Here is a 24,359-nt window from a genome sequence, read left to right as displayed (position 1 = left end):
GTGACTGCCATGTTCATCCATACCGCCCGCGTGGCCCTGCTGGCGCTCGCCGTCAGCACCGCGCAAAGCGCTTTCGCCGTGCAACAGGTCGACCTCAGCCCCGACCGTGTGCGCATTCATGTGCCGCGCAACGACGCAGCCATTGCGCAGATTCCGCCGGGCTTCAAGTTCGCCCAGCCGGGCAAGTTCACCGTGGCTGTGTCCGGCGTGGCCGGGCCACCGCTGGCGCTGCTGGCCAATGACGACAAGACCACCATCGGCAGCGAGGCCGACACCGCGCAGTTGGTCGCCGACAGCCTTGGCCTGCAACTCAACGTGGTGCAGACCAGTTGGGAGGATTGGCCGCTGGGCGTCAGCTCAGGCAAATACGACGCGGTGATCAGCAACGTCACCGTGACCGAAGCGCGCAAGAAGCGTTTTGACTTCGCCACGTATCGCCAGGATGTGCTGGGGTTTTACGTCAAGAGCACCAGCAAGATCACCGCGATCAAGCAGGCCGCGGACATTGCCGGGCTGAAGATCATTGTCGGCTCTGGCACCAACCAGGAAAAAGTCCTGCTGGCGTGGAACGAGGCGAATGAAAAGGCCAGCGTCAAGCCTGCGCTGTTGCAGTACTTCGACGACCAGGCCGCCGCGCAGCTGGCGGTGCAATCTGGGCGCAGCGATGCGCTGTTCGGGCCTAACTCGGTGTACGCCTATTCGGCGGCCATCACCGGTGGCATCAAGCTTGTCGGCACGGTCAATGGTGGCTGGCCGCTGAAAGCGGATATCGCCGTGACCACACGCAAGGACAACGGCCTGGTCCAGCCGATTCACACGGCGCTTGAAGGCGCGATTGCCGGCGGCCAATACGAACAGGTGTTGCAACGCTGGGGCCTGGACATCGAGCGCGTCGACACGTCGCTGATCAACCCACCGGGCCTGCCGGACTAGGAGCATCGATCATGGGACTGACACGACGTGAAGCGCTGTCGAGCATCGCCGCGGTAGGCGGTGAGCCGGCCGTCAAGGATGCACTTGCAGCATTGGGGCTGGGGCCGTCGTCGCACCGACGCCCGCAGCCGCTGAAACTCAAGCCCGGCCTGGGGCAGGGCACCCGCGTGCTGGTGCTGGGGGCGGGGATTGCCGGGCTGGTCACTGCGTTGGAACTGACCCGCGCCGGGTTCAGTGTGCAAGTGCTGGAAGCGCGCGATCGCGTCGGCGGGCGCACCTGGACCCTGCGCCATGGCGACCGCGTGGACTACAAGGACGGCCGCACGCAAACCGTGGCATTTGATCAGGGCCTGTATTTCAACGCAGGCCCGGCCAGGATTCCCAGCCAGCACCGCACCATTCTGGATTACTGCAGCGAGCTGGGCGTGCCGCTGGAAGTGCTGGTCAACAGCAGCCATGGCGCCCAGGTGCGCCCGGACCTGCAACAGCCGGCATTCACCGTTGGCCAGGCGATCAACGATGCGCGTGGGCACTTGTCCGGCTTGCTGGCCAAGGCCGTGCAGCGCGATGCACTCGATGATGTGTTGAGCGGCGAAGAGCGTACGCGCTTGCTGGCCTTCTTGCAGGTCTACGGCGATCTGTCGCAAGAACTGGCCTATGAGGGCAGCCTGCGCGCCGGTCACCTGGAATCGCCCGCGCATCCCGGCGCATTGCCCGCCAGCCGCAGCCCGCTGGCGCTGGACCGCTTGCTGCACCCCGAACTGTGGGGCGCGTTATTACACACTGAGTTCCCTGAGTTTTCGGCAACCATGTTCCAGCCGGTCGGCGGCATGGACCGCATCACCGACGCTTTCTACCAACGCGTCAGCGAACACGTGCAGTTGGGCGCGCAGGTCAGGCAGGTCCGCCAGCTGGAACATGGCGTGGCAGTGACTTACCACGACACACACAGCGGCCGCGAACAGGTGGTGCGCGCTGATTACCTGGTCTCGACCTTACCGCTGCCGCTGCTGGCCAAACTCGACACCGATTTCAGCGACCCGATCAAAGCCGCGTTGCTCAGCACCCGCAGTGACCAGGCCACCAAAGTGGCGTGGCAATCGCCGCGCTTCTGGGAAACCGACTACCGCACCTACGGCGGTCTGTCCTGGATCGAACACCCGGCGCGCCTGCTCTGGTACCCGAGCAACGACCTCAACACCCGCGAAGGCTTGCTGGTGGCCGGTTACGTGACCGGGGAAGGCGCCGACGTGTTTGGCGCGCAGCCGTTCGATGAGCAGTACGCCACCTCCAGGGAGGCCGTGGAGCTGTTGCATCCGGGTTACGCCAAACACCTGCGCAACCCGCTGGCCGTGTCCTGGGAACAGATTCCCTACAGCGAAGGCCCGTGGCTGCAACGCGAACACTTTCCCGCCGACGCCAGTGCCTTGCTCGAACAGGCCCATGGCCGCGTGTACTTCGCCGGGGATGGTCTGGTGCAAAGCGGCGTGGGCATCTGGCAGGAATCGGCGGCCAACTCGGCGCGCCATGTGGTTGCGCAACTGGCGGACCGCGTGACGCAACAAACACAGCGTGCGGCATTGGCCGCGTCTTAAGGAGCATCCTCATGAGCGACAGCATTCAACGTACCAGCGTCGGTGATTTTCCGATCTCGCAAACCGTGACTGTGCCGGCGTCTGCCAGCCTGATTTTCGTCAGCGGCACCTTACCGGATCCTGCCGACGCGCAGGCACCGGCAGGCACGCCAGCCGCGTACGGCAGCACCGAAGTGCAGACGGTGTCGGTGTTCAACAAGCTGCGCAAGATCCTTCAACAACAAGACCTGGACCTGGGCGATATCGTGCAGTTGCGGGTGTTTCTGGTCGGTGCTGAAGAAACCGGTGGCAAGCTGGACTTTGCCGGGTTGCAGCGTGGTTATACGCAGTTCTTCGGCACGCCTGAACAGCCGAACAAACCGGCGCGTACGGCGTTGCAAGTGGTGGCGTTGCCCTTGCCGGGGGCGTTGGTGGAAGTTGAAGCTATCGCGGCCCGTACGGCGTAATTTTTTGCAGTGAGCAGGTTAATTGTGGCAAGCGGGGCTGTTGTGGCAAGCGGGCTTACTGTGGCGAGCGGGCTCGCCTCGACAAGCGCGCTGGCCACAGTGATTCATGTTTATCCACGGAGGAGCATCAAAATGTCCACATTCCCCCGGCAACTCAAGTTCGGCGCCATTCTCACTGGCGTCGGCACGGCGCAAAACGAATGGCTGCACCCGCAAATCCCCGGCGATGCCAGTGTCGACATCGACTGGTATCGCGCCCAGGCGCAGCAGGCCGAAGCGGCGAAGTTCGACCTGGTGTTCATCGTCGACAGCCCCTACATCACCCAGGATTCGGCGCCGCACTTTCTCAACCGCCTGGAGCCGCTGACCCTGCTCTCGGCGGTGGCCGGTGCGACCTCGAAAATCGGCTTGGTCGCCACCCTGACCACGTCCTACACCGAACCCTTCAACGTGGCGCGGCAGTTCGCCTCCCTGGACTTGATCAGTGGCGGCCGCGCCGGCTGGAACGTGGTGACCACCGGCCTGGAAGGCGCCGCCGGCAACTTTGGCCGTGAGCAGCATATCGACCACACCGAGCGCTATCGCCGCGCGGCTGAGCACTTGGAAGTGGTGCAAGGGCTGTGGGATTCCTACGAGGACGACGCCTTCGTGCGCGACAAAGCCAGCAAGGTATTCCTCGACCCCCAACGTCAGCATCGCCTGGACCACCACGGTGAGTTTTTCTCAGTCACCGGGCCGCTGAATATTGCCCGTTCGGCCCAAGGCCAACCGGTGATCTTCCAGGCCGGGATCTCCGAGTCCGGGCGCAGCCTGGCGGCGAACTACGCCGAAGGGATTTTCGCCGGCGTGGGCAATTTTGAAGACGCCCAGGCTTACTACCGCGACATCAAACAACGTACTGCCGCCGCCGGGCGCAACCCCGACCACGTGACCATCCTGCCCGGCATCTCGCCGATTATTGCCGACACCGACGAACAGGCCCAGGCCATCGACCGTGAACGCAACGGCGAGCTGGACTTGCACAAGGCGCTGGTGCAACTGGGTCGGCCGTTCAACTACCACGACTTCACGCAGTACGCGCTGGATGAGCCGTTCCCTGACCTGGGTGACCTGGGCAGCAATGGCTATCGCGGGCATGCCGAGAACATTAAGCAAGTCGCCCGCGATCAAGGGCTGACCTTGCGCCAGGCGGCGCTGCGCTTTGCCAAGCCGTTCTCCAGTTTTGTCGGCTCACCCAAGACCGTGGCGGACGAGATCGAACGCTGGTTTGTCGAAGAGGCGGTGGACGGTTTCAATATCCACGTGGGCGCGCCGGACGACTTCGCGCGCTTCACCGATCAAGTGCTGCCGTTGTTGCGTGATCGCGGGTTGTTTCGCAGTGAGTACAGCCACAGCACCTTGCGCGGGCACTTGGGCTTACCGGTGCCGGTAAATCGGCACACCGCGGCGCGCGCTGAGCCTGCGCCTGAGGTGTTGCAGGCAGTCGGATAGGGGATTACCACCATTTCCAGCGACCCTGTTTTTTCAGGGTCGAGATGACGGCTTCGCGTTTATGGCGGATTTCTACCATCTTGTGACGGAGTTCGCGGTAGCGGTGGCTGTTGAGGATCAATAGGCCGGTCAGCGGGCTAAGCAGGGATATGGCGTAGAGAAAAGGCGGCGGACGGTACGCTATCGTAGGCAGCGATATCAGTAAGCAGATTACGTAAATGCCGACACTGACCCATACCAAGCGGATTCGACCATAGGTGACTTGAGCCTTGGAAAAAAAGAGGACAAGGCCTGTCGCAACACTGCCGAAAAAGAAGATTTTGATTGCAAGGTCTTCCGGAAGTCCTGAGAGAAGGGTCACCAACAATAGGACGGCAGTCATCGCAATCGTGAAACAGCCGGCAAGTAGATCGGCTCCAATCACTAGCGCATAGCGTCTCCTGAACTTTCGTGGGTTTTCAAAGTAGAAGTATGCGTAAGCGCGTTCGTCGGAAGGCAAAGATTTCCAATCTTTACATTTTTCATCCATTGCGGATTCGCCAAGGTCTTTTAATGTTTCGCGCTTGCTCATTGGCTGGCTTCCTCGTAGATACCAATCGCCAGCGTCCTGATGTTTCCTGGTAGTGAGCTGCTAGCGAAACCCAAGGTTGCAGCGAAGGCATCTCTAATATGGTTGACGGTAGAAAGTTGCATTTGTGTGGCGCTGATTCGTTTTGGTAATACCCCATTGGCTTGTTTCACCTTGAGCAGTTTGGACGTCAATCTGGGGTCACGAAGCTTGAGCAGCTCATCATTCAGTTTCGCTCGCTCTTGGCGGTTCAGGCCTTTGAGTACTTGTTTGAGCGGCTTGCCGGTGACTCTCGTTGCTGTGTTTACTGTTTTGATCGTGGTCAAGGCGGAAGTGGCAACACCCAGTAATGCAATGGCATTCAGCGTTGCGTCGACGGCCTGATACCAGGCTTCGCTATCCAACCGATCAAGGCGTTGCGGAGCAAACGCCTCGGCGCCGGTTCGACCTAGCCCGACCATGCATTGTGTAACGCTGGCAGCTAGGGCGGCCTGGCCGATAAATGTAATCACCGCACTCGTGCCCGCCGTAAAGGGCAACAACATCACCCCACTCGTCACAACTATCCAACTCAGTATTGCCCCCGCACACGTCACCGCCGTGCCAAGCGCCTCCGCCACTAACTTCGACTCCCGCGGCTCATGCTCCAGCATCCGCTTGAACTCCGCAGGCCCGACATAGCGAGGCGCCTCGCGCAGCACCAGCTTCTTCGGCACCACGCTGCATACCGCCTGAAACTCACGCAGTGTCACCACGTTGAACGCCTCATCGATGTACACCACGCCCGCGCCAATCAGCCCCGGGTCGGTATCAATGGCAAAAAACAGCCGACGCACATCAATACTGCTTTCAATCCGCTGACGCGTGGTGCGGTGAGCCGAGGGGAAACCATCTTTCAACAGGGACGCAGTCATCCTTAACGCCTGGTTTTTGCGGGAGTCGAGAGCGTAAAGACCCGCAGGCACCTATGAATGTCGGAAGGTTCGCCAATTCAAGTGGGGTGCGTCTCTATCCCGCTTTGGCGTCTTGCGTGCAACGTGGGGGCTAAGGAAAAGTGCGCCCCCACGTCACTACCAACGCACACCAAGGCAGGGAGCAAACATGGCCGTCGATATGTTTTTGAAGCTGGGCGACATCAAGGGTGAGTCAAGGGATCAAGCCCATCGCGACGAGATCGATATCACCCACTGGGCGTGGGGAATGTCGCAGTCAGGATCGATGCACAGCGGTACGGGCGGCGGTGCGGGCAAGGTCAATATTGCCAACTTGAACCTGACAAAGCCGCTGGATAAATCCAGCCCTAACCTGATGATGGCCTGCGCCTGCGGCAAGCATTATCCGGAAGCGAAACTGGTGGTGCGCAAGGCGGGAGGCGCGAGCCCGGTGGAGTATTTGGTGATCACCCTGAAGGAGGTCATGGTGGTGTCCTACAGCACGAGTGCCGAAAACGGCGCCGATGTGCTGCACGACAGTTTCGCCTTGAATTTCGCCACCGTCGACGTCAGTTACCAACCGCAGAAAGCCGATGGCGGCAAGGACGGTGGGCCGGTGAAGTTTGGCTGGAACATCCGGCAGAACGTGAAAGCCTGAGCCCCCATCACGTGCCCGTATACTGCGTCTTCATCAAAATAGACAGCACATACGGCCGCCAGAATTTGCGGCGGATTCATTTGCCCCCGCAATCTAGGAGATTAAGAGAAGTTTTATGAAGCGTTCAGACAGCCGGTCGTTCTGGTACATCACTGCGCTATTGACCGTCATTGTAGGGCTTTCCGGCTACCAGATTATTGATGGGTTGATTCGAGGTGTAGTGGTGTCCTTCAGTCGCGTCGGGCCTTCCATCACTTACACGCTGGCGGGGCAGCCGAAACACTATTGGTTCACCCTTAGTTGGTTGGCAGCTATTGAATCGTTTTTAATTGCGCTGACCCTGTTTACGGCGTGGATTGCCCGAGAAATGGGCAAAAACGAACGGTTCAAATGATACCGATGGAGGTCTGGGTCCAGAGCACGGCGTCGAGTTGATCGTTGGCCGGTGGGGTTTGCTGGCAGCCTGCGAGGGCTGTGGCCAGCAGGCAGGCACCGGCAAAAATCAGGTTACGCATGGGCAAGTCTCGAAGAGGAGGGCGCATCGGCAGCACCTTAGCCTAAACGCTGACCTTAAGCTGTACCTCAACCGAAATGTGGGAGCGGGCTTGCTCGCGAAGGCGGAGTGTCAGTTGATGTATCTGGTGACTGACACACTGCGTTCGCGAGCAAGCCCGCTCCCACATTTGGATCTTCGAGAATCAGACAGCAAGGATGTGGATTGCCCCTTCAAGGCCCACACACCAACGCCTGGCGCTCATAGTTCAGCGCCTTGTTCTGCGGCGCCAACGCATAGCTTGCGCTGCATTGCTGATCGCCCCACTTGATGATCAATGTGCCCTGATCCTCTTCCACCAACGCCAGCGCATTGCCATTCGGGTCGGCAATCGCCAGTTGCTTGCCGGTCGAGTCTTCCAGCGAAGCCCCGAACGACAGAGGCTTGTGCTGCGCATCAAACAACTCGAACAACACCCGGCGCCCGGTGGTGCCGCTGTAGTGCGCCACCACGATCGCGCCACGGCGCGGCACCACTTGTTGGGTGGCGTTGGTGATTTCCACATTGCCGCCCAGGTCGCGGGTGTCCAGGCTGACCCAGTTCACCCGGTAAGGCTGGGCATTGGGGATCACTGCATAGCCGTTATAGCCGGTCTCTACGCCGCTGTAGCTGCTGATCTTCGCGCCGGAAATGCCTGGCACTTCGGCCAGTGCGAAGGTCTCACTGACCGTCTGCCCCAGGTTGATACCGCCTGCGTGAGCGACCACCGAGCCGGCGAGGTTGAGGTTCTGCGAGTTGTAACCCTGGCCCTGGCTGTAGCCCAGGCTCACATCCGCCACGGACGTCCGGCTGTTGATGTTCACCGAGCCGGAATCCCCACTGGTGTCGCTGTGACCGGCCTGCACCGAATAAAACGTGTCGCTGGTATCGGCGACGTAGCCATTGATGCCCGCTTGCGTGGTGGTGTCGCCGTGTTGCCGGCTGGTGGTGACAAACGCGCGCGGCGCGCGGGCCTGGCTGCCCAGCGGGAACGAAATCGACAGGTTCAATTGCGTGTCGCTGCTCGGCTGGCCCCAGGTGACGATCTGCTTGGTGCGCGTTACGCCGAGGTTGTAGCTCAGGTCGCCCCAGTTGCTGGTGTAGCCGGCCGAAAAGCTCTGCGAGCCGCCGCGGTTCCAGTAGCGCTGGTCGCTGGCATTCACGTACACGCTGCCAAATTCGTTGTTGCGCCCGATGCTCTGGTTGATGGTCAGGTCGGTGCGGGTTTTTGAGTGGCCGGTGCGCACACGCACGTCCTGGCTGTTGTCTTCGACATGGTCGCTGAGGGTGCGGTAGCCCTCGGTGGAGTAGCGGTAGGCGGCCAGGGTGAAGTTGGTGTCGGTGCCAGTGAAAGTCTTTGCATACAGCGCCCGCACGCTGCTGCCCTGGGTGGTTTTCCCTTGCGCCTTGCTGGAAGAGTGCGTCGTGTCCAGCGAGAAGGCGCCGAACGAGGTGTTCTTGCCGGCGCCAATGGACAGTGCGTTGTAGTCCTCGCTGGCCTGCAACCCGACAATTCCGCTGAGGTTGCTGGTCAGGCCGTACGCCAGGGTGCCGCTGAGAAAACGCGGGCTCGCCAGGCCGTCGGCGTTGCTCTTGAAGGTACCCGCCGAGAGGCTGTACTTGACCTGGCCTTCACGCACCATGATCGGCAAGCTGGAAAACGCCTGCATCGTCACGCGGCGCGTGCCGTCGGCTTCGATCACGGTGATTTGCAGGTCGCCGTTGGAGCCGCTGGGGTAGATGTCGTTGATCTCGAACGGCCCCGGCGCGACGTTGGCGGTGTAGAGGATGTAGTCGTTCTGGCGGATTTCCACCGTCGCGTTGGTCTGCGCCACGCCACGGATCACCGGCGCATAACCGCGCTCGCTGTCGGCGCGCATGCCGTCATCGGAGGCCAGTTTGAGGCCGCGATAACGCACGCTGTCGAACAGGTCGGTGTCGGAGAAAATCTCACCGGCGCTGAACTGGCCCTTGATCGCCGTCACGTCGTGCTGCAGGTAAGTACGGTTGCTGGTGTAAGTGTTCGAGCGCCCGGTGCCGCCGCTCAAGTTCGATTCATTGCGCAGGCGCCACGCGCCCAGGTTGATGCCGTTACGCAGGCCGAGGTTATTGGAGAGGCGCGTTTTGTAGTCGCCGGCGGTGCGGCTGCTGTTGAGCTGGTAGTTGATAAACGCTGCGGGCACGCCGTCATCCCATAGTTGCGGATCGACGTAACCGCGCATGCCGCGCTGCATGGCCACCTGCGGAATGCTCGCCATCAGGCGCAGGCGGCTGCTGTCGTAACGCACGCTGGCCTCCTCGATCATTTCGGCGAGGGCATAGCATTCCTGCGGCTGCTGCGGGTCGATTTTGCCTTCGGCCTGGAGGCGGTGCATGTCGATGCCCAGCTGCTTGAGCAGATCGAGGGTCAGGCAGGCTTCGACCCGGTCGTTTTTCGGGTTGCGCTTGAAGTCGATATCGCGCCGGCCCACCAGCACTTCGTTGCTGTACAGGTCGACGCGGTAATTGCCCGGCAGCACGCTGTTGGCCGAGAGCAATTGCTGCAGGTCGACCGTTGACTGCGAGCCTTGCAGGAACGTGGTGTTGAAGGTTTGCGCAGTGTCCTCGGCCATCGCCCAGGCCGGCAGGCCGGCGGCAATCGCGAACGACAGCGTCTTCAACTTCAGTGCGCCACGCGCGGGCCTGTTACTGGAAAGAAAAGACATGCGAAGACCTGTGACATCCCTGATTGGCGAACAGGCGGGCACGCGAACACGCACGCAACGTGAGCCTGTGGGTTAGAGAAAGTGCTTAGGGGTTGAGGCGTGCTTCGGTGGCGTGTGCAGCGATGCCCGAAAGTGGCGCGGTGTAATGGTTCTGTGCGCCGTAGTCATTGATGCTGGAAAACGACAGTTGCACCGGGCCGGGCGCTGGCGCCGTCTTGAGCGCGAACTGTCTTTGCTCGCCGGGCGCGATCATGGTCGAGTCGCTCGTCAGTTGTGCCTGCACCTTAACGTCGGCCATGGACACGTGGTACAGCGTCGGGTTTTTCACCTGCAACAGCGTTTGCGCGCCGTGCTTGACCAATGCCCACTCCAGCTGTGCAGGCGCCTGCAACGCACTGCCGGTCAGGCCGGCAGGGCGGAAAAAAATCTTGATGCGTTGGCGAATGGCCAACTGCAAGGTGTTCTCGGTCTCGCTGGCCTTGGGAATTTCCTGCACGTTCAACCACACCACCGACTCGCGGTCCGTGGGCATGCCCGTGCCTTCATACAAGATGCGCAGCAGTTGCTGTTCCTTGGCGAACACCCGGGCCAGTGGCGGGGTGACGGCAAACGGAGCACGGCTGCCGCTGGAGTCATTCATGTCGACCCAGGACTGAATCAACACATCCTGGTTACCGTTGCGCACGGTGATATTGGCTTCTTTGTGGTCGCCATCGAACACGATGCGGGTGGCATTCAATGAAATGCTGGCGGCGGCCTGGGTAGCCATAAGCATGCCCAGCAGCCCCAGGCATGCGGCAATAGAACGAGGCAGCATGAGGGTTATCCGGTGTAATCAAAAAAAGAATGGCGAGGCCGTGTGGCCTCGCGCGTTCGGTGCACGGGGCGCCGGGGTTACTCGTATTGCAGGATGAACGGCAGGGTGGCATCACCGCGACCGGCGGTGGATGCACCGGCAGCGCCGGTGGTGACGTAGGCAGCCGCAAAGCTCAGGGTGGCGTCGCCGCCGGCAGTGCCGGTGCCGTGCATGGTGCTTTCGATGCGCGCAGTGGCCTGCGAGCTGAGGTCGATCAAGCTGCCATTGCTGTCGAGCAGGGCGATACCGACGTTTTTAGCCGAAGCGGAACCGGCGTTCAGCGCCAGTACGTTCTTGCCGGTCACCAGGCCCGAACCGCCGTTGTTGGCGTCAAAGATCATCGCGACTTTGGTGCCCTGGTTGCAGTTGACGTTCAGGTTGAAGTCTTTGGCAGTTACACGGCCGGCGGTTGGGTTTTCCGCGGTGCCCATGTCTTTGATCGAAACGTTGCCCATGTCCACCGAAATACTGCGATCGGAGTTGGCGCCGTCTACCGAGCAGGCGTCGTTGTTGATCACGCCGGTGAAGGTAATTTTACCGCTGCCGCCCAGGGTAGGCGTCGGTGCCGGATCATCGGCAAATGCACTGCCGGAGGCGGCGATAATGGCCGAGGCGATAACAGCCAGGGAAAACTTCTTCATGATGATGTCCGTAAGTGTTAGTTGGAAAATGCGGTTGTTGAACTGCGAGGAAAGAATAAGAGGGCAGGCGCTGCGAGCGAATAAGACGATTCTTATAAGCCGCGCAATAGACGGGTTAGTTGCACCGCAAGGCAGTTTTTGAGCCCGCAAACAGGGGGCCAAGCCATTGCCCGGGAATGGCTTGCACGGTGTGCTTAGTTGAAGATATTGCGCGCCAGGCAATAGGCGAGAAGGTCCTGGTCGCTGCTCACTTCAAGTTTGCGCATGGCCGATATTTTTTGCGCACTGATGGTCTTTGAACTGCGGTTCTGGCTGCGCGCAATATCACTCACGCTCATGCCGGAAATAAACAAACGCAAGATCTCGAACTCTTTGGGCGACAAGCTGGTAAAGCGCTCGTCGATGGCCGTGAGGGTCTCGATCACCGAGGTCTTGGGCGGCTCCAGGCTGCGGTAGGTGCTCTGTTGCGCAATCGCCTTGAGCGCCAGTTGAATCTCGGTGTGCAACTGGCTTTTCTGGATGATGCCGACCACGCCCAACTCTTGCAGACGCGTGAGGATCAGGTGGTTGGAAATCATGGTCAGGATCAAAATCTGCACCTGCGGAAAATGCCGTTTCAGGTACTCCACCAGCTTCAGCCCATCGCCGTAGGGCGAGTCGCCGGGCATGTTGTAATCGGTGATCACGATGTCGGCGCCCTGGCGCTGCAACAGCTCGATCAGGCCCGCCGAACACACCGCTTCGCCCACGACTTGAAAGCGCGTGTCGCGCTCCACCAGTTCGCGTACCCCGAGCAGCACGATCGGGTGATCGTCCGCGATAACCACGTTGAATTTTTTCATAAAGGGCCGTCCGTAGTGCCAGTTCAAGTGAGGGAAGTGTGCCCGGGCTGGAGAGTGTCCAGGACGGCCGACAGTCGTTGCATCACCGCCTTCACCTTGAGCTCAAGCGTCGTGTCGAGGCTGCCGCGGTTCAGTGCGTTTTCCAGCTCGATGCAGGCTTGGGCCAGAGGGAGCGCCTGCACGGCGCCCAGCGCGCCGGCGGCCGAATGCAGCAGTTGGGCGAGCGCGCGCGCATCACGCTGCGCCAGTGCCGCGCCGAGTCGCTGCAAATCTTGCTGCACGCTGCTGATGAACAGCGGGCGCATCTTGTCCGACAGCTGCACGTGGTCGTCGAACGGCGCGGGCGGCGGTTCGACCGGCGCCTTGACCTGGCACAGCTTGACCAACTGCGCGCGCAGGGTTTGCAGGCTCAGGGGTTTGACGATCCAGGCGTTCATGCCGACCGCCAGGCAGCGCACGCCTTCCTCGCGCATGGCGTTGGCGGTCACGCCGATGATCGGCAATTGCGGGTCATGCGCCCTGAGCGTGCGGGCCAGCTCATAACCATTCATCAAGGGCATGTTCACGTCGGTCAACACCAGGTCGAAGGCGTGCGGTTGCCACAACTGCAGCGCCTGCTCGCCGTTGGCGGCCAGGGTCACCGAGCAGCCGAGCGCCTCCAGTTGTTCCTTGATGATCGCCTGATTGATCGGGTTGTCCTCGGCCACCAGGATGCGCAACCCAAGCTGCCCGGCGCTTTGTGGCAGGGCCGCCGGCGGTTGCTCATGCTTGCCATGCTGGGCCAGCGACACGGTGGTGGCGATAGCCCGTACGTCGTGCACGTCCACGACCCAGCCCTGCGCCGTGTGCAGCGGCGGGCTGTGCGCGCCGGGCAGGCACAGCACGCGTTGCCCGGCCCATTGGCGGGCGGGCTCGCTGGGCAGCAGATCGACCAGCACCGCCTGGCGGCTGTCCTGTTCCGGCGTGGGCGCCGCCAGGGCCGCGGCAATGCCCAGGCGATTGAGCCAGTCACACAGCGACTGCGCCAGCTCGCGCACCGGCGCCTGCACATACACAGGCGTCGCGCTGGGTTCGATCAGCGGCGGGTTGGTCAGCGCACCGCTGCTCAGCGGCAGGCGTATTTTCAGGGTGAAGCTGCTACCCAGGCCGGGCTCACTGACCACTTTGATCTCGCCGTCCATCATTTGCGCCAGCCAGCGGCAAATCGGCAGCCCCAGCCCGGCGCCGCCTTCGCCGGCGGTGTCGGGAGCCTGGTAAAACACATCGAACAGCTTGGCCTGCTGCGCCTCGGGGATGCCCACGCCAGAGTCGGTGACCTGCCATTCCAGGTTGACGTACTCGGCGTCGCACGCCGTGACCCGGGCGCGGATCACCACGCGCCCGATGTCGGTGAACTTGAGCGCGTTGCTCACCAGGTTGTTGAGAATCTGGCGAATGCGCATCGGGTCGCCCAGTACGCTGTCGGGCAGCTGCGGGTCGATGCAACTGTAAAGCTGCAAACCCTTGCGCTGGGCGAAGGCGGCGTAGGTGTGCAGGGTGTCTTCGAGCATGTCCAGCGGGCAGAACTCCACGGCCTCAATCGCCATTTGCCCGGACTCGATTTTCGACACGTCGAGCACGTCGCTGATCAGCTGGAACAGCGTCGCGGACGAACGCTGTATGGTCTGCAGGTAGGTTTTCTGGTGCGGGTCCAGGTCGGTCAGGCCGAGCAGTTCCAGAGTGCCGAGCACGCCATACAACGGCGTGCGAATTTCATGGCTCATGGTCGCCAGGAACAGCGTCTTGGCCTCGTTGGCGGCATCGGCGGCGTGGCGGGCGTCCTCTAATGACTGGGCATCTTCGATATGCCGGGTGATGTCGTTGAATGCATACAGGCGCACGTCTTCGGCCTGGTAACGGGTGGAGACGAAGCCAATCTGCAGGTGGCGGCCTTCGATCTCCAGGTGCGTCTCGCCGCTGTCGGCGCTGTCATGCACACCGGTCAATGCGGAGACCAGCCGCGCGGTGCCTGGCCATTGCTGGGCACGCTGGTTCTCGATCAACACCTTGCCGTCACTGCGCCGCACCACGCACAGGCCAGTGGGGGCGGTGTCGATGATCACGCGGCTGAACGCCACGCTTTCGGCGATGCGTTCGTGCGCCAGGCGTGCGGGGTTGATCACCTGGCGCCGGTACCAGCGGCTACCGCCCCAGCACAGCGTAATCAGGATGCCCAGCAACAGGGCCAGGCTGCTCAGCGGCCACAAGGCCGAATGGAAAAAGTGCGAGTAGTTCAGCCCATAGATTGCGCTCCAGGGCTGGTCGCCGCGTTGGGTAATCTTGAATTCGAAGCCGTCTGCCCTGAAGTGCACGCCATCGCTGAGCGGCACACCGATGTCTGGCCCGACCAGCCGGCTGCCGTCGGGGGCAATCAGGGTGAAGCGGTCAAAGGCCGAGTGGTCCAGGGCGCGCTGCACATCGTCAACCTGAGCCACGTCGAGCAAGGTGCCGACCACCGCCTGGCCCTGGCCGTCGAGGGGCAGGCCGATATAGGCCAACAGGTGCGCAGGCGCGGGACCGGCCTGCCAGTACACGCGGTTCTGTTCCAGCGGCTGCGGCGTCTGCTCGAGGGTCTGTTGCACCGCGTTGACCAGCGCCACCAGGTTGCCGGTTTCCTCGCTACTTTCTCGACGCTGGTAGCCCACCGACGGAACGGTGATGGCGTAAGGCGTCTGGCGATTGAGCAGAAAGGTTTGTGGCGCTTCATAGGGCGATGACGACCAGAAGGCGCTGTAATAGCTGGTGAGGTGCGCGCCCAGGGCAAAAATCTGCGACCGGGCGGCAGCGCTGATCTGCTGCTCGTCAAACTTGACGCTGAACGGCACCGAAAACGAATATTTCTGGCCTTCGTACAGCGTGCGGTGGTTGTCGACCATGCGGCTTTTGAGGCTGACCTGAACGTTGGTGGCGCGCAACAGTTCGGCCTGGATGCCCGGGTGCGTCAGACTCTTGAGGTACGACTCCTGCTCCGCCAGGTTCTCCATCAGGCGCGCAAAATGAAAACGCGTGGCGCCGTAACGGGTTTCGACCCCGCGTTGCAGTGACCAGTAGTTTGTCAGCACCAACAGCAACGCGATCCCGAGCAGCACCATCAGGCCTTTGTTCAGGCGCGACGAGCTGCGGGTGAAGGCTTCGAGGACCGCGTTGTTGTGCTTCATCAGGGGTTTCCGCAGGCGCAGGATAAATCGGCACAGGATGGAGCTGACTCCTTACTATCGAACAGATAATCCGCGGCCGCCAGCTAGTGAGATGTCGCGGGGCCATCATTGTTCAGAAGTTGTTGAAATTGTTCTGAAGAGACCGCGTGTGAAATCAGGAAACCCTGCACCTGATTGCAGTCAACCTTGCGCAGCAGAGCCAGTTGCTGCGGGGTTTCCACCCCTTCGGCCACCACCGTGAGACCAAGTTTGCGGCCCAGCGCGATGATGCTTGCCAGGGCCTGCGCCATGCCCTCGTTGTCGTGGCAGCCCTGCACCAGTGCCTGGTCGATCTTCAATTCGGTAAACGGCGTGGAGACCAGGTTCAAGTACGAGCTGTAGCCCTTGCCGAAATCATCCTGGGACAGGCCGAAGCCCTTGATGCGCAGGCGGCAGGCGCCGGCGTAGAAGTTGCTGATGTCCTGGGGCACCGAGCATTCCATCAGTTCGAAGCAGATCATTCCCGGAATGCCGTCGTGGTGCAGCACGAATTCCAGCAAGCGGTCGGCCAGGTCATGGCTGTTGAGCAGGTGCGTGGGCAAGTTGATCGACACCGGTATTTCGTAGCCACGCTGGCGCCAGCGCTCCTGGGCGTGGATCGCCTGTTTGAGCACCACCCACAACAATCGCTCCTCCAGCTCGAATGCCTTGATCGCCGGCAGGAACGCGGCGGGCAGCATCACGCCTTGCTCGGGATGCATCCAGCGCACCAGGGCTTCGGCGGCGACGATACGGCCGTTGGAAAGGGACTTTTTCGGTTGGAACCAGGCCTGCAACTGGCCGCTGCTCATGGCGTGCACCAGGGTGTGGCGGTCGATGTCCAGGTGCTCGGGCAATTCGGGGGAGGGTTTGCGCACCGTGTTCCTGAGTTGGTCGACGAGGCTGCGCAGGGCGTCGGCGGCGACCGGTTTGGAGATCAGCCCGATCACTTCCACATCGAGGTTTTTCGCCACCAGGCTGGCCGCCATCAGCATGCGCCGCGACGCCGCGCTCATGATCGCCAGCGCCGGCTTGCAGCGCAGGCTGGCCAGGCACTGGATAAACTGCACGCCGTCCATGCCGGGCATCAGCAGGTCGGTCAGTACCAGGTCAAAATCGCGCTGGCGCAGACGCTCCAGCGCTTCTTTACCGTCCTCGGCGGTTTCGAGCATGAAATCCCCCAACTCACTGAGCAGGTGCTGCAGGTAGATGTGCTGCAGGGGATGGTCCTCAACAATCAAAATACTAAGGGGCTTCATGGGTGATCCGTGCATAAGGCGCCAGGGAGTTGAATAGAGCCCGCAACGCAAAGGGTTTGACCAGGCAATGGTTCATGCCGGCGGCCAGGCACAGGTCGGCCTCGCCGCGCATGGCGTTGGCGGTGGCCCCGATAATCGGCAACGGGCAGCCCTGGCGACGCAGTTCGCGCGCCAGTTCATAGCCGTTGATGTGGGGCATGTTCACGTCCGTCAGCACCACGTCGAAGTTGCCGGCGGTGTACAGCTGCAACGCTTCCTGACCATCGGCCGCCAGCTCCACGGTGCAGCCGAGTTCTTCGAGTTGGTCACGCAAAATCAGCTGGTTGATGATGTTGTCCTCGGCCACCAGCAGGTGCAGGTTGAGTTTGTTCAAGTCACGCTGACGCGTCTGCTCACCGGCGCGGGCCACCCACAGCCCCTGGGCCTGGCTCACGGCCTGATGAACAGCGCCCAAGTGGTTGAGGTTGACGTGCCAGGCGCCGGCCTCGGCCTCCAGCGCGGTGCAGGCATGGCTGCTGACGTGAATCACCGGGCCCGGCCACTCGGGCGCCAGCGATGGATCGACGCTGCCGGGATGCACTTGCAGCAGCAGATGGCTTTCCGGCAGCGTCGGCAGCCCGGTCTGAGCGCGGGCACCCCAGCGGCGCAGCCAACCGCTGATCGAATGCGCCAGTTCCGGGATGGGCGACACCACGTAGATCGTCTCGGCCAGCAGCGGTGTCATCGGTGGCGTCGGCGCTTCTTCCAGCGGCAGGATCAGGCTGAAGCTGCTGCCCAGGCCCAGTTCGCTGACCATGCGGATATTGCCGTTCATCAATTCGGTGAGGCGCTGGCAGATCGGCAGGCCCAGGCCGGTGCCGGCAACCACGTTGGTGTTGCCTTCGCTCTGGTAGAAGGGCTCGAAAATCATCGCCTGGTCTTCCTGGGCGATGCCTTTGCCGGTGTCCGAGACTTGCCACAACACACTGGAGCGTTCGCCATCGCGGCCAAGTACTTTGACGCGCAGCACCACGCGCCCGTAGTCGGTGAACTTCACGGCGTTGTTGAGCAGGTTGTTGAGGATCTGGCGGATGCGTGTCACGTCGCCGATCAGCCGTTCCGGCAGCTTCGGGTCGAAGCAGGCATACAGCTGCAAACCTTTGCCCTGGGCGGCCGCGGCGTAGCCCTGAATGATTTCGTGGACCAGGTCCAGCGGCGAAAACTCGCTCATTTCAAGAGCCAGCTGCCCGGCTTCGATCTTCGACACGTCAAGCACGTCGCAGATCAGTTGCAGCAAGGTCGAGGAAGACCCTTCGATGGCCTGCAGATAGTCTTTCTGCTGGGCGTCCAGTTGTGTGCGCGCCAGCAATTCCAAAGTGCCGAGCACGCCGTACAGCGGCGTGCGGATTTCATGGCTCATGGTCGCCAGGAACAAGGTCTTGGCGGCGTTGGCGGCGTCTGCCGACTGCCGCGCTTCTTCCAGCGCCGCTTCCACTTGTTTGCGTGCGCTGATATCGCTGAAGGCGCAAAACAGCACGTCCTCGCCCCTGTAGCGGGTCGGTGCGCTGCTCAGGTACAGGTGACGGCCGTCGATGGTTTCAAAGTAATCGCTGCGTTCGGACGGCTCACCGGCGTAGGCTTGCGCGATCCAACCGGCGCGCAACGCCTCGCGCTCCGGGCCGTGGCCCAGCCATTGCTGGGCCAGGGTGTTTTCCAGCACCACCTGGCCGTCGGTGCGGCGCAGTACACACAGGGCGACAGGCGCGGTCTGGATCACATCGCGGCCGAACGCCTCGCTTTCGATCAGCGCCTGGATGCGATGGATCGAGGGAATGATGAAGCGCTGGTCGACGCGGCGCATCACCAGCCAGATCAGCGTCAGGCTGAACAGGCAGAACAGCAGCGAACCCAGTAGCTGTTTCCACAAGCCGGTGACCACCGCGCGCAGGTCGATGGAATACATCAACTGCCAGTCCGAGGATTTCAGGTGCTTGCGGATCACCAGGTGATCGGGCAGCAAGCCGTTGCCGACAAAGCCGAAAAAGCTTTCTTCCTTGGGCCTGAGGTGTTGCTGGCGCATCTGCGTGTCGTCGCTGTTGGTAAATACCAGCATGCCCTGGGAGTTGAGCATCATGAACTCGCCGGCGCTCTGGTCGCTGAGGGTCGAGGACACTTCACGGCTTTCCATTTCCAGACCCAGCCAGCCGGAAGTGGGGTCTTGGCGGTCCAGACGGATGAATATGTACAGGTGCGAATGGTGTTCGGTGCGGTCGCTCAGCCACAACTCGTTGAGGGTGGACGGATCGCTGTGCTGCAAGGCCTTGAGGCGGTTGAGCATGCACTTGGAAATCGGCAGGACTTGCGCGGTCGCGTCATACACCCGTGTCACCTGCGGGGTAGGGCCGGCGTTCACGTACAGCAGGTTGAGTTGCTTGGCCTTGAGGTAGTCGCGCAGGCGTGCCGTCAGCCAGATGCTCCACTGGTTACCCGGCGTGTCGCCCAGCTGCACATGCTCTTCTTCGGGAGAGGAGGGGTAAATCCTCGACTGCTTGCGCACCGCCGAGAGGCTGAGGCTTTCAAGCAGCGCCTCGCGGTTGGTGAAAAACGTATGGGCTTCGGCGATGGCGCTGCTCATGTAGCCACGGCGTTGGGAAATATCGTTGTTGAAGGTGGACAGCAGAAAGGTGTAAACGCCGCTGAGGATGCCGATGAGCAGCACGGTCGCGAAAATACGAAGCAGCCTTCTGGCTGCTTCGGGTCGGGAGAGGACAGGGTTGATCTGGAGCAGATAACTTTTCAATCGCATCGGCGGACTTTAAGCGTCGGCCGTGCCGCGTGGCATAAGACGATCCTTAAAGATCAGCTATTTGTAATACATATCCACCACCACCGCGGCCTCGAATGCGCCGGGAATCGGCAGGGTACGCCATTTCAAATCGGCGCGGAATTCGTCGTGGCTCTGGCCCAGGCCCATGAGGTTCTGCAGCGTGAACCAATTGTCGAACGGCAATTGTTGTTGGCTCTCGGCGCGGGACAGGGCGATGCCCACCGATTTATTGTTGTCCGGTACCAGCAACCCATTGATCACACTGCCGCCACCCGGCGTGGTGGCGAAGCGCGCGCTGACGGTATAAGGCGTGTCGCAGCCTTTGCGCAGGTTCAAGCTGAAGTTTGCGGTGCTGGCGACTTCGCCGATTGCAAACTTGCGCGAGGGCATCGGGAAGCTGACCACGCTGGGGCTGATCGTCAGCTCGGGGGTACAGGGCACGAAGCGGATGCCGTTCATGCCGGTGACCACGTAGTTGAAGTTGCTGTTGGGCCTTGAGTTCAGCCCGCGCACGCCGTCCAGCTGGAACACCCGATACTCGGTCAGGGTACTGGCCTGGCCACTGGGAGGCGTCGGGTCGTATTTCTCGATGAATACGCTGAAGTTGAGGGTGAAGCGCGCCTTTTCCCAGCCTTTGCAGTTGGTCAGGTTGCAGCCGCGGTCGGAAAAGAACCCGGTACCGACCTTGCCGGTACTTTGGGTGATCGGCTGGTTGTTATAGCGAATACCCACGCGGATACCCGTGCCGATGCTGACGTTGGCCGGGTTGACGTAGAAGTAGATTTCCTCGCGGCCGTAGTAGTAGTCATCTTTGCAAATCACATTGGTGGAGCGTGGGCCGGACTCCCAGATAATGCTGCCGTTTGGCGCATCGGCCGCCACCGCCAGGGCGGTGCCCAAGGCTTCCTTGGTAATGATCGAGTCGCTGCCGTCCTCACGGCAGGCCAGCGCATGGCTGGTGGCGGGCAGGACTGCGCAGGCCCACAGCAGCATGGGTAGCATTCGTTTGGTGAGTGACATTGGTGCAAATACCCCGCGAACCATCAGTTGAGCGCCGCGCTGTGGCGGGCTTGCAAACCGATATCGGTGATTTCGGTGAAGTGGAGGGTGGTGCCTTTGGGCAACGGGCCTGGCGCGGTCAGGGTTTTGCGCTCGAAAGGCTTGAGCAGCAGGTAATCACTGAGCACCTGGCCGTCGGTTTGCAGGTTCACCAGCGACAGGTGAAAGGCGCTGGGATTGCTGACCGTGACGGTGCGCCCATCGTTGCTGCGCCATTGCAGCTGCTGCACCGCGTCGGCCGAACCGCCTTTGAGCGCGGGTGGCCGATAGAACAGCTTGAGCCGCTGGCGTATCGCAAATTGCACGCTGTTGGGGTCTTCCGGCTTGAGCGGGATCTCCATGATGTTCAGCCAGAACAGCGATTCACGATCGCTGGGCAACCCTTCACCGGCATACAGGATGCGTAACTGATGATGCTCGCCAGCGCCCAGTTGCACCAACGGCTCGGTGGCGGCAAACGGCACGCTGTGGCTGCTGGCTTCGTCCTCGCCGCTGATCCAGGTTTGCACCACCACTTCCCGTGCAGCCTGGTTGACCACGCCGATGTTGGCTTCGCGGTCATGGCCGAAATAGATCAGGCGCGTGCCTTCGACCTTCAGCGCGGCGCTGGCAGGCGGCGGTGCAAGGGCCAGCAATCCGCAGGTTAAAATCATCATTCTGAGTAAAAACATGAGCACAGATGAATCCATGGGAGCGTGGGGGAACGCGGCCCATGGTAGGGGCAGGGCGCAGCGGGGGCTTTCAGGCGATTCTTAAAAGTGCGCGGCTGTACCCGGTTACCGTTTCAGAATCGCCTTAAAGTCAGGTTTCACCCCTGACAGGTAACGTGGTCAGCGTTGAATGATCGACGCGGATGCCCAACTGTCAGGTTTACCTATGTCCAATAAAGCGTTACGCCTTCTGATTGCCGATGCAGACATTCTGCAACGGATCAAGATCGAGAAAATGCTCAACCAGCTGGGCTATCACCGTATCGTCCCCTTGAGCTCGTTCGACGAGCTGCAGGTACTGACTCGTTCGGGCGTCGTGGCGTTCGACCTGTTGATCATCAACACCGCGCTGGTGCACTCGCGGCAGGTCAACCTGTTGAAGTATTGCCATGACAACCCGCTGATTCGCCACACGCTGATCTACGACGGGCAATGTGCGCAAAGCTCGGTGGTGTCGGTATCGGTCAGCCAGACCCTGCACTTGTCGCTGTCGCAATCGCCGGATTTCAACTCGCTGCGTCGCTGCATGGAAGTGGTCGATCCGGACCATAGCCTGCCAACCGTCGAACGCCCGGTGCTGCGCGCCGTTGACAGCCGGACCAGCGTGCCGTCAGCGGCGCCACGCGCGATCTACCAGGGCGATCCGGCGGTGGTGGCCTGCGCGGTCGGGCTCTCGCCCAAGCGTTGATCAACCGGCAGGCTCAGGCGTATCGGCACCGATTTGGCCGCCGGCACCTTGCTGCGTTCGGCGTGGTGCCAGAGCGGCACCAGTGGGTTGCATTCAGGGTAATACGCCGCGGCGCAGCCTTCGGGGATGTCATACGCAACGATTTCCAGCGGGCCGACCTGGCGCTTGACCTCAGGCTCTATGGCGGTGGTCAACATCACCCCCTGACCGTTCTCGAAACCCAGCCGCGCGATATCGTTGCGGTGCATGAAGATCACCTCGCGCGTGCCACTGATGCCCCGAAAGCGATCCTCGTAGCCATAGATCGTGGTGTTGAACTGGTCGTTGCTGCGCAGCGTCATCAGTTGCAGCACGTCACGCGCCAGCACATCGGTGTTGACGTCATCGTCTTCATTGAGCGTGGCGGGCAGCACGAACTGTGCCTTGCCGCTTTCAGTCAGCCATTCGCGCTGCGCAACGGCGATGGGGCGGTGAAAACCTCCCGGTTCGGCCATGCGGGTTTCCATGTCGTGGAAGATCTGCGGGTAGATGAGGCTGATGGCGCTGCGCACTTTTGAGTAGTCCGCGCTCCAGCCCTGCCAGTCAATCGAGCCGCCCGCTGGCAACGTGGCCTGGGCCAGGCCGGCGACGATGCTGGCCTCGGCGCGCACGTGGGCGCTGACCGGTTCGGCGCTGCCATGCCAGCCGTGGATGCAGCCGGTGCTGTCCTCGGTGGCCCAGGTTTGCTCGACACCCTGCTGCCGGTCGATTTCGATACGCCCCAGGCACGGCAGCAGCCACTGGTGTTGCGCGGGCAGCAAGTGCGTGCGATTGAGTTTGGTCGCGATCTGCACATTGAGTTGCAAGGTTTGCCAGGCCGGCTCCATGCGCGACGTGTCGGGAATCGCGCGCAGGAAGTTGCCGCCCAGGCCGATAAAGCCGCGCACGCGCCCGGACAAAATGCCTTCGCAGGCGTCCACCGTGCACAGGCCCATTTGCTCCGGCACCTTGAAGCCGAACTGCTGCTCGATCAGCTCGACCGGGACTTTTTTCGGGTCTTCGGTAATGCCCACCGTGCGCTGGCCCTGCACATTGGAGTGGCCGCGCACCGGGCAGATGCCTGCGCCCGGCTTGCCGAAATTGCCGCGCATCAGCAACAGGTTCACCAGCATCTGCACGTTTTGCACCCCGTGCCGATGCTGGGTCAGGCCCATGCCGTAGATCATCATGACCCGGTTACTGCGCGCGTACACCTGCGCGGCCGCTTCCAGGGCGCCGCGGCTCAGGCCGGAGCGGCGCTCGATGGTTGGCCACTGCGCGGCGCGAACCATCGCCGCAAACGCGTCGAAGCCTTCGGTGTGTTCGGCGATAAAGGCGTAGTCGAGTACCGACGCATGCCCGTCGCGCTGCGCCTGGTCGTCCAGCTCCAGCAGCACTTTAGCCAGGCCGAGCAGGGCGGCCGTGTCGCCACCGATCGCCACCTGGTGATACTGGGTACTGATCACGGTGGATTCGGGGGTGAGCATTTCTACCGGTGATTGCGGATTGACGAAGCGTTCCAGTCCGCGTTCGCGCAAGGGGTTGAAGGTGATGATCGGCACGTCGCGTTTGCGCGCATCCTGCAACTGGTGAAGCATGCGCGGGGCATTACTGCCGACATTCTGGCCGAAGAAAAACAGGCAGTCGGTGTGCTCGAAATCTTCCAGTGTCACGCTGCCGACGGGGATGCCGATACTTTCCTGCAGGCCGACCGAGGTGCTTTCGTGGCACATGTTCGAACTGTCGGGCAGGTTGTTGGTGCCATAGGCCCGGGCGAACAGCTGGTACATGAACGAGGTTTCCAGCGAGGCGCGGCCCGAGGCGTAAAACACTACGCTGTCAGGTTGCAGCGTTTGCAATTGCGCGCCGATCTCGCGGTAAGCCTCCTCCCATGACGTTTCGCGGTAGCGGTCGGTGGCCGCGTCGTAGCGCATCGGATGGGTCAGTCGACCGTGTTGCTCCAGTGCGTAGTCAGACCATTGGCGCAGTTCACTGAGCGAGTGTTCGGCGAAGAACGCAGGTGAGGTCTTGAGCGAGGTCAGTTCCCAGGCCGTGGCCTTGGCGCCGTTTTCGCAGAACTCCAGGGCATGTGGCTTGCCGGGTTTGGCCCAGGCGCAACTGACGCACGCGAAGCCATCGGGCTTGTTCTGTTTGAGCAGCGCTTTGGTGGCCTTGGCAAAGGCTTGCTCGCGCCAGAGGATTTTCATCACCGACTGTGCCGAGCCCCAGCCGCCGCTCGCGTGGGTGTAGGGGTGAAAGTGGGCTTTTGGATAGATGAGCATGGGCTGCACCTGAGGGCTTTATCGGTGAGGGATAACGTTACGACGAGTACGCTTGGCAAAAGGTTCGAGTGGGCTTCCGGGCGGCAGGCTAACCGCTCGTCCGACGCCGTGCGGATTTGTTGA

19 protein-coding genes and 1 pseudogene are annotated in these 24,359 nt (G+C 61.6%); 7 read left to right on the top strand and 13 right to left on the bottom strand.

Features of this window, described 5'->3' with window-relative positions:
- Positions 1 to 9 precede the first annotated feature (9 nt).
- The 4 genes from ABWL43_RS18955 (at position 10) to ABWL43_RS18940 (ending at position 4,465) form a co-directional block, all read left to right on the top strand.
- Positions 10 to 933 (top strand): ABC transporter substrate-binding protein, encoded by a 924-nt coding sequence (locus tag ABWL43_RS18955; protein ID WP_404483599.1) that lies wholly within the window; start codon positions 10 to 12, stop codon positions 931 to 933.
- Positions 934 to 944: 11 nt separating this feature from the next.
- Positions 945 to 2,528, top strand: a complete 1,584-nt coding sequence (locus ABWL43_RS18950; protein ID WP_404483597.1) for a flavin monoamine oxidase family protein — start codon at positions 945 to 947, stop codon at positions 2,526 to 2,528.
- An 11-nt stretch (positions 2,529 to 2,539) separates the two neighbouring features.
- Positions 2,540 to 2,974: a RidA family protein gene (locus ABWL43_RS18945; RefSeq protein ID WP_369300984.1), complete on the top strand. Its 435-nt coding sequence runs from the start codon at positions 2,540 to 2,542 to the stop codon at positions 2,972 to 2,974.
- Between the two features lie 132 nt (positions 2,975 to 3,106).
- A complete protein-coding gene (locus ABWL43_RS18940) occupies positions 3,107 to 4,465 on the top strand; it encodes an LLM class flavin-dependent oxidoreductase (RefSeq protein ID WP_404483595.1) in 1,359 nt (452 codons plus the stop codon).
- 4 nt (positions 4,466 to 4,469) lie between these two features.
- Here the strand turns inward: ABWL43_RS18940 and ABWL43_RS18935 are convergent, their stop codons facing one another.
- Together ABWL43_RS18935 and ABWL43_RS18930 are read right to left on the bottom strand one after the other, a co-directional pair.
- Positions 4,470 to 5,036 (bottom strand): hypothetical protein, encoded by a 567-nt coding sequence (locus ABWL43_RS18935; protein ID WP_404483593.1) that lies wholly within the window; start codon positions 5,034 to 5,036, stop codon positions 4,470 to 4,472.
- Positions 5,033 to 5,947 carry an NAD synthetase gene (locus ABWL43_RS18930; protein ID WP_262210277.1) on the bottom strand — a complete coding sequence of 305 codons (915 nt, stop codon included), beginning with the start codon at positions 5,945 to 5,947 and terminating at the stop codon, positions 5,033 to 5,035. Before ABWL43_RS18930 ends, ABWL43_RS18935 begins: the two co-directional genes overlap by 4 nt.
- A gap of 187 nt (positions 5,948 to 6,134) precedes the next feature.
- Here ABWL43_RS18930 and ABWL43_RS18925 point away from each other — a divergent pair, with 187 nt between their 5' ends.
- Positions 6,135 to 6,623: an Hcp family type VI secretion system effector gene (locus tag ABWL43_RS18925; protein WP_404483591.1), complete on the top strand. Its 489-nt coding sequence runs from the start codon at positions 6,135 to 6,137 to the stop codon at positions 6,621 to 6,623.
- Positions 6,624 to 6,738: 115 nt separating this feature from the next.
- The gene (locus ABWL43_RS18920; protein ID WP_404483589.1) at positions 6,739 to 7,017 is read left to right on the top strand and encodes a hypothetical protein; all 279 of its coding nucleotides are present in this window, start codon (positions 6,739 to 6,741) and stop codon (positions 7,015 to 7,017) included.
- A 4-nt stretch (positions 7,018 to 7,021) separates the two neighbouring features.
- Here ABWL43_RS18920 and ABWL43_RS18915 read toward each other — a convergent pair.
- The 10 genes and pseudogenes from ABWL43_RS18915 to ABWL43_RS18870 all read right to left on the bottom strand — a co-directional run.
- Positions 7,022 to 7,138 (bottom strand): annotated as a pseudogene (locus tag ABWL43_RS18915) (acid phosphatase); the annotation flags it as partial.
- Positions 7,139 to 7,349: 211 nt separating this feature from the next.
- On the bottom strand, positions 7,350 to 9,860 hold the full coding sequence (locus ABWL43_RS18910) for a fimbria/pilus outer membrane usher protein (protein ID WP_404483587.1): 2,511 nt from the start codon (positions 9,858 to 9,860) through the stop codon (positions 7,350 to 7,352).
- An 85-nt stretch (positions 9,861 to 9,945) separates the two neighbouring features.
- Complete coding sequence (locus ABWL43_RS18905) at positions 9,946 to 10,677, bottom strand: molecular chaperone (protein WP_404483585.1); 732 nt, start codon at positions 10,675 to 10,677, stop codon at positions 9,946 to 9,948.
- 77 nt (positions 10,678 to 10,754) lie between these two features.
- Entirely contained in the window at positions 10,755 to 11,357 is a 603-nt protein-coding gene (locus tag ABWL43_RS18900) for a fimbrial protein (protein WP_145165911.1), read from the bottom strand.
- 194 nt (positions 11,358 to 11,551) lie between these two features.
- Entirely contained in the window at positions 11,552 to 12,199 is a 648-nt protein-coding gene (locus tag ABWL43_RS18895; protein ID WP_404483583.1) for a response regulator, read from the bottom strand.
- Positions 12,200 to 12,222: 23 nt separating this feature from the next.
- The gene (locus ABWL43_RS18890) at positions 12,223 to 15,396 is read right to left on the bottom strand and encodes a response regulator (RefSeq protein WP_404483582.1); all 3,174 of its coding nucleotides are present in this window, start codon (positions 15,394 to 15,396) and stop codon (positions 12,223 to 12,225) included.
- 83 nt (positions 15,397 to 15,479) lie between these two features.
- Positions 15,480 to 16,673, bottom strand: coding sequence for an EAL domain-containing protein (locus ABWL43_RS18885; RefSeq protein ID WP_404483580.1), 1,194 nt, complete (start codon positions 16,671 to 16,673; stop codon positions 15,480 to 15,482).
- Positions 16,660 to 19,458 carry an ATP-binding protein gene (locus ABWL43_RS18880; protein ID WP_404483579.1) on the bottom strand — a complete coding sequence of 933 codons (2,799 nt, stop codon included), beginning with the start codon at positions 19,456 to 19,458 and terminating at the stop codon, positions 16,660 to 16,662. The genes ABWL43_RS18885 and ABWL43_RS18880 overlap by 14 nt, the downstream gene beginning before the upstream one ends.
- A 57-nt stretch (positions 19,459 to 19,515) precedes the next feature.
- Positions 19,516 to 20,472: a fimbrial protein gene (locus ABWL43_RS18875; protein WP_256676528.1), complete on the bottom strand. Its 957-nt coding sequence runs from the start codon at positions 20,470 to 20,472 to the stop codon at positions 19,516 to 19,518.
- A gap of 50 nt (positions 20,473 to 20,522) precedes the next feature.
- Positions 20,523 to 21,194, bottom strand: a complete 672-nt coding sequence (locus ABWL43_RS18870) for a molecular chaperone (RefSeq protein WP_256676527.1) — start codon at positions 21,192 to 21,194, stop codon at positions 20,523 to 20,525.
- Positions 21,195 to 21,414: 220 nt separating this feature from the next.
- Here ABWL43_RS18870 and ABWL43_RS18865 point away from each other — a divergent pair, with 220 nt between their 5' ends.
- Positions 21,415 to 21,936 (top strand): chemotaxis protein CheY, encoded by a 522-nt coding sequence (locus ABWL43_RS18865; protein ID WP_262210266.1) that lies wholly within the window; start codon positions 21,415 to 21,417, stop codon positions 21,934 to 21,936.
- Here the strand turns inward: ABWL43_RS18865 and ABWL43_RS18860 are convergent.
- A complete protein-coding gene (locus ABWL43_RS18860; RefSeq protein WP_404483576.1) occupies positions 21,879 to 24,236 on the bottom strand; it encodes an FdhF/YdeP family oxidoreductase in 2,358 nt (785 codons plus the stop codon). The two genes, ABWL43_RS18865 and ABWL43_RS18860, sit on opposite strands and share 58 nt — an antisense overlap.
- Between the last annotated feature and the right edge of the window lie 123 nt (positions 24,237 to 24,359).

This window comes from Pseudomonas sp. HT11 (assembly GCF_044875395.1).
In the GTDB taxonomy this organism is placed as follows: domain Bacteria; phylum Pseudomonadota; class Gammaproteobacteria; order Pseudomonadales; family Pseudomonadaceae; genus Aquipseudomonas.
This window is presented reverse-complemented; position numbering and strand designations above follow the sequence as displayed.

Excerpts from the sequence above, each read along its gene's own strand:
- ABWL43_RS18900 (WP_145165911.1), bottom strand. The coding sequence starts at position 11,357 with ATGAAGAAGTTTTCCCTGGCTGTTATCGCCTCGGCCATTATCGCCGCC.
- ABWL43_RS18925 (WP_404483591.1), top strand. The coding sequence starts at position 6,135 with ATGGCCGTCGATATGTTTTTGAAGCTGGGCGACATCAAGGGTGAGTCA.
- ABWL43_RS18895 (WP_404483583.1), bottom strand. The coding sequence starts at position 12,199 with ATGAAAAAATTCAACGTGGTTATCGCGGACGATCACCCGATCGTGCTG.
- ABWL43_RS18910 (WP_404483587.1), bottom strand. The coding sequence starts at position 9,860 with ATGTCTTTTCTTTCCAGTAACAGGCCCGCGCGTGGCGCACTGAAGTTG.
- ABWL43_RS18875 (WP_256676528.1), bottom strand. The coding sequence starts at position 20,472 with ATGCTGCTGTGGGCCTGCGCAGTCCTGCCCGCCACCAGCCATGCGCTG.
- ABWL43_RS18905 (WP_404483585.1), bottom strand. The coding sequence starts at position 10,677 with ATGCTGCCTCGTTCTATTGCCGCATGCCTGGGGCTGCTGGGCATGCTT.
- ABWL43_RS18860 (WP_404483576.1), bottom strand. The coding sequence starts at position 24,236 with ATGCTCATCTATCCAAAAGCCCACTTTCACCCCTACACCCACGCGAGC.
- ABWL43_RS18950 (WP_404483597.1), top strand. The coding sequence starts at position 945 with ATGGGACTGACACGACGTGAAGCGCTGTCGAGCATCGCCGCGGTAGGC.
- ABWL43_RS18935 (WP_404483593.1), bottom strand. The coding sequence starts at position 5,036 with ATGAGCAAGCGCGAAACATTAAAAGACCTTGGCGAATCCGCAATGGAT.
- ABWL43_RS18940 (WP_404483595.1), top strand. The coding sequence starts at position 3,107 with ATGTCCACATTCCCCCGGCAACTCAAGTTCGGCGCCATTCTCACTGGC.
- ABWL43_RS18870 (WP_256676527.1), bottom strand. The coding sequence starts at position 21,194 with ATGATGATTTTAACCTGCGGATTGCTGGCCCTTGCACCGCCGCCTGCC.
- ABWL43_RS18890 (WP_404483582.1), bottom strand. The coding sequence starts at position 15,396 with ATGAAGCACAACAACGCGGTCCTCGAAGCCTTCACCCGCAGCTCGTCG.
- ABWL43_RS18930 (WP_262210277.1), bottom strand. The coding sequence starts at position 5,947 with ATGACTGCGTCCCTGTTGAAAGATGGTTTCCCCTCGGCTCACCGCACC.
- ABWL43_RS18955 (WP_404483599.1), top strand. The coding sequence starts at position 10 with ATGTTCATCCATACCGCCCGCGTGGCCCTGCTGGCGCTCGCCGTCAGC.
- ABWL43_RS18880 (WP_404483579.1), bottom strand. The coding sequence starts at position 19,458 with ATGCGATTGAAAAGTTATCTGCTCCAGATCAACCCTGTCCTCTCCCGA.
- ABWL43_RS18920 (WP_404483589.1), top strand. The coding sequence starts at position 6,739 with ATGAAGCGTTCAGACAGCCGGTCGTTCTGGTACATCACTGCGCTATTG.
- ABWL43_RS18865 (WP_262210266.1), top strand. The coding sequence starts at position 21,415 with ATGTCCAATAAAGCGTTACGCCTTCTGATTGCCGATGCAGACATTCTG.
- ABWL43_RS18945 (WP_369300984.1), top strand. The coding sequence starts at position 2,540 with ATGAGCGACAGCATTCAACGTACCAGCGTCGGTGATTTTCCGATCTCG.
- ABWL43_RS18885 (WP_404483580.1), bottom strand. The coding sequence starts at position 16,673 with ATGAAGCCCCTTAGTATTTTGATTGTTGAGGACCATCCCCTGCAGCAC.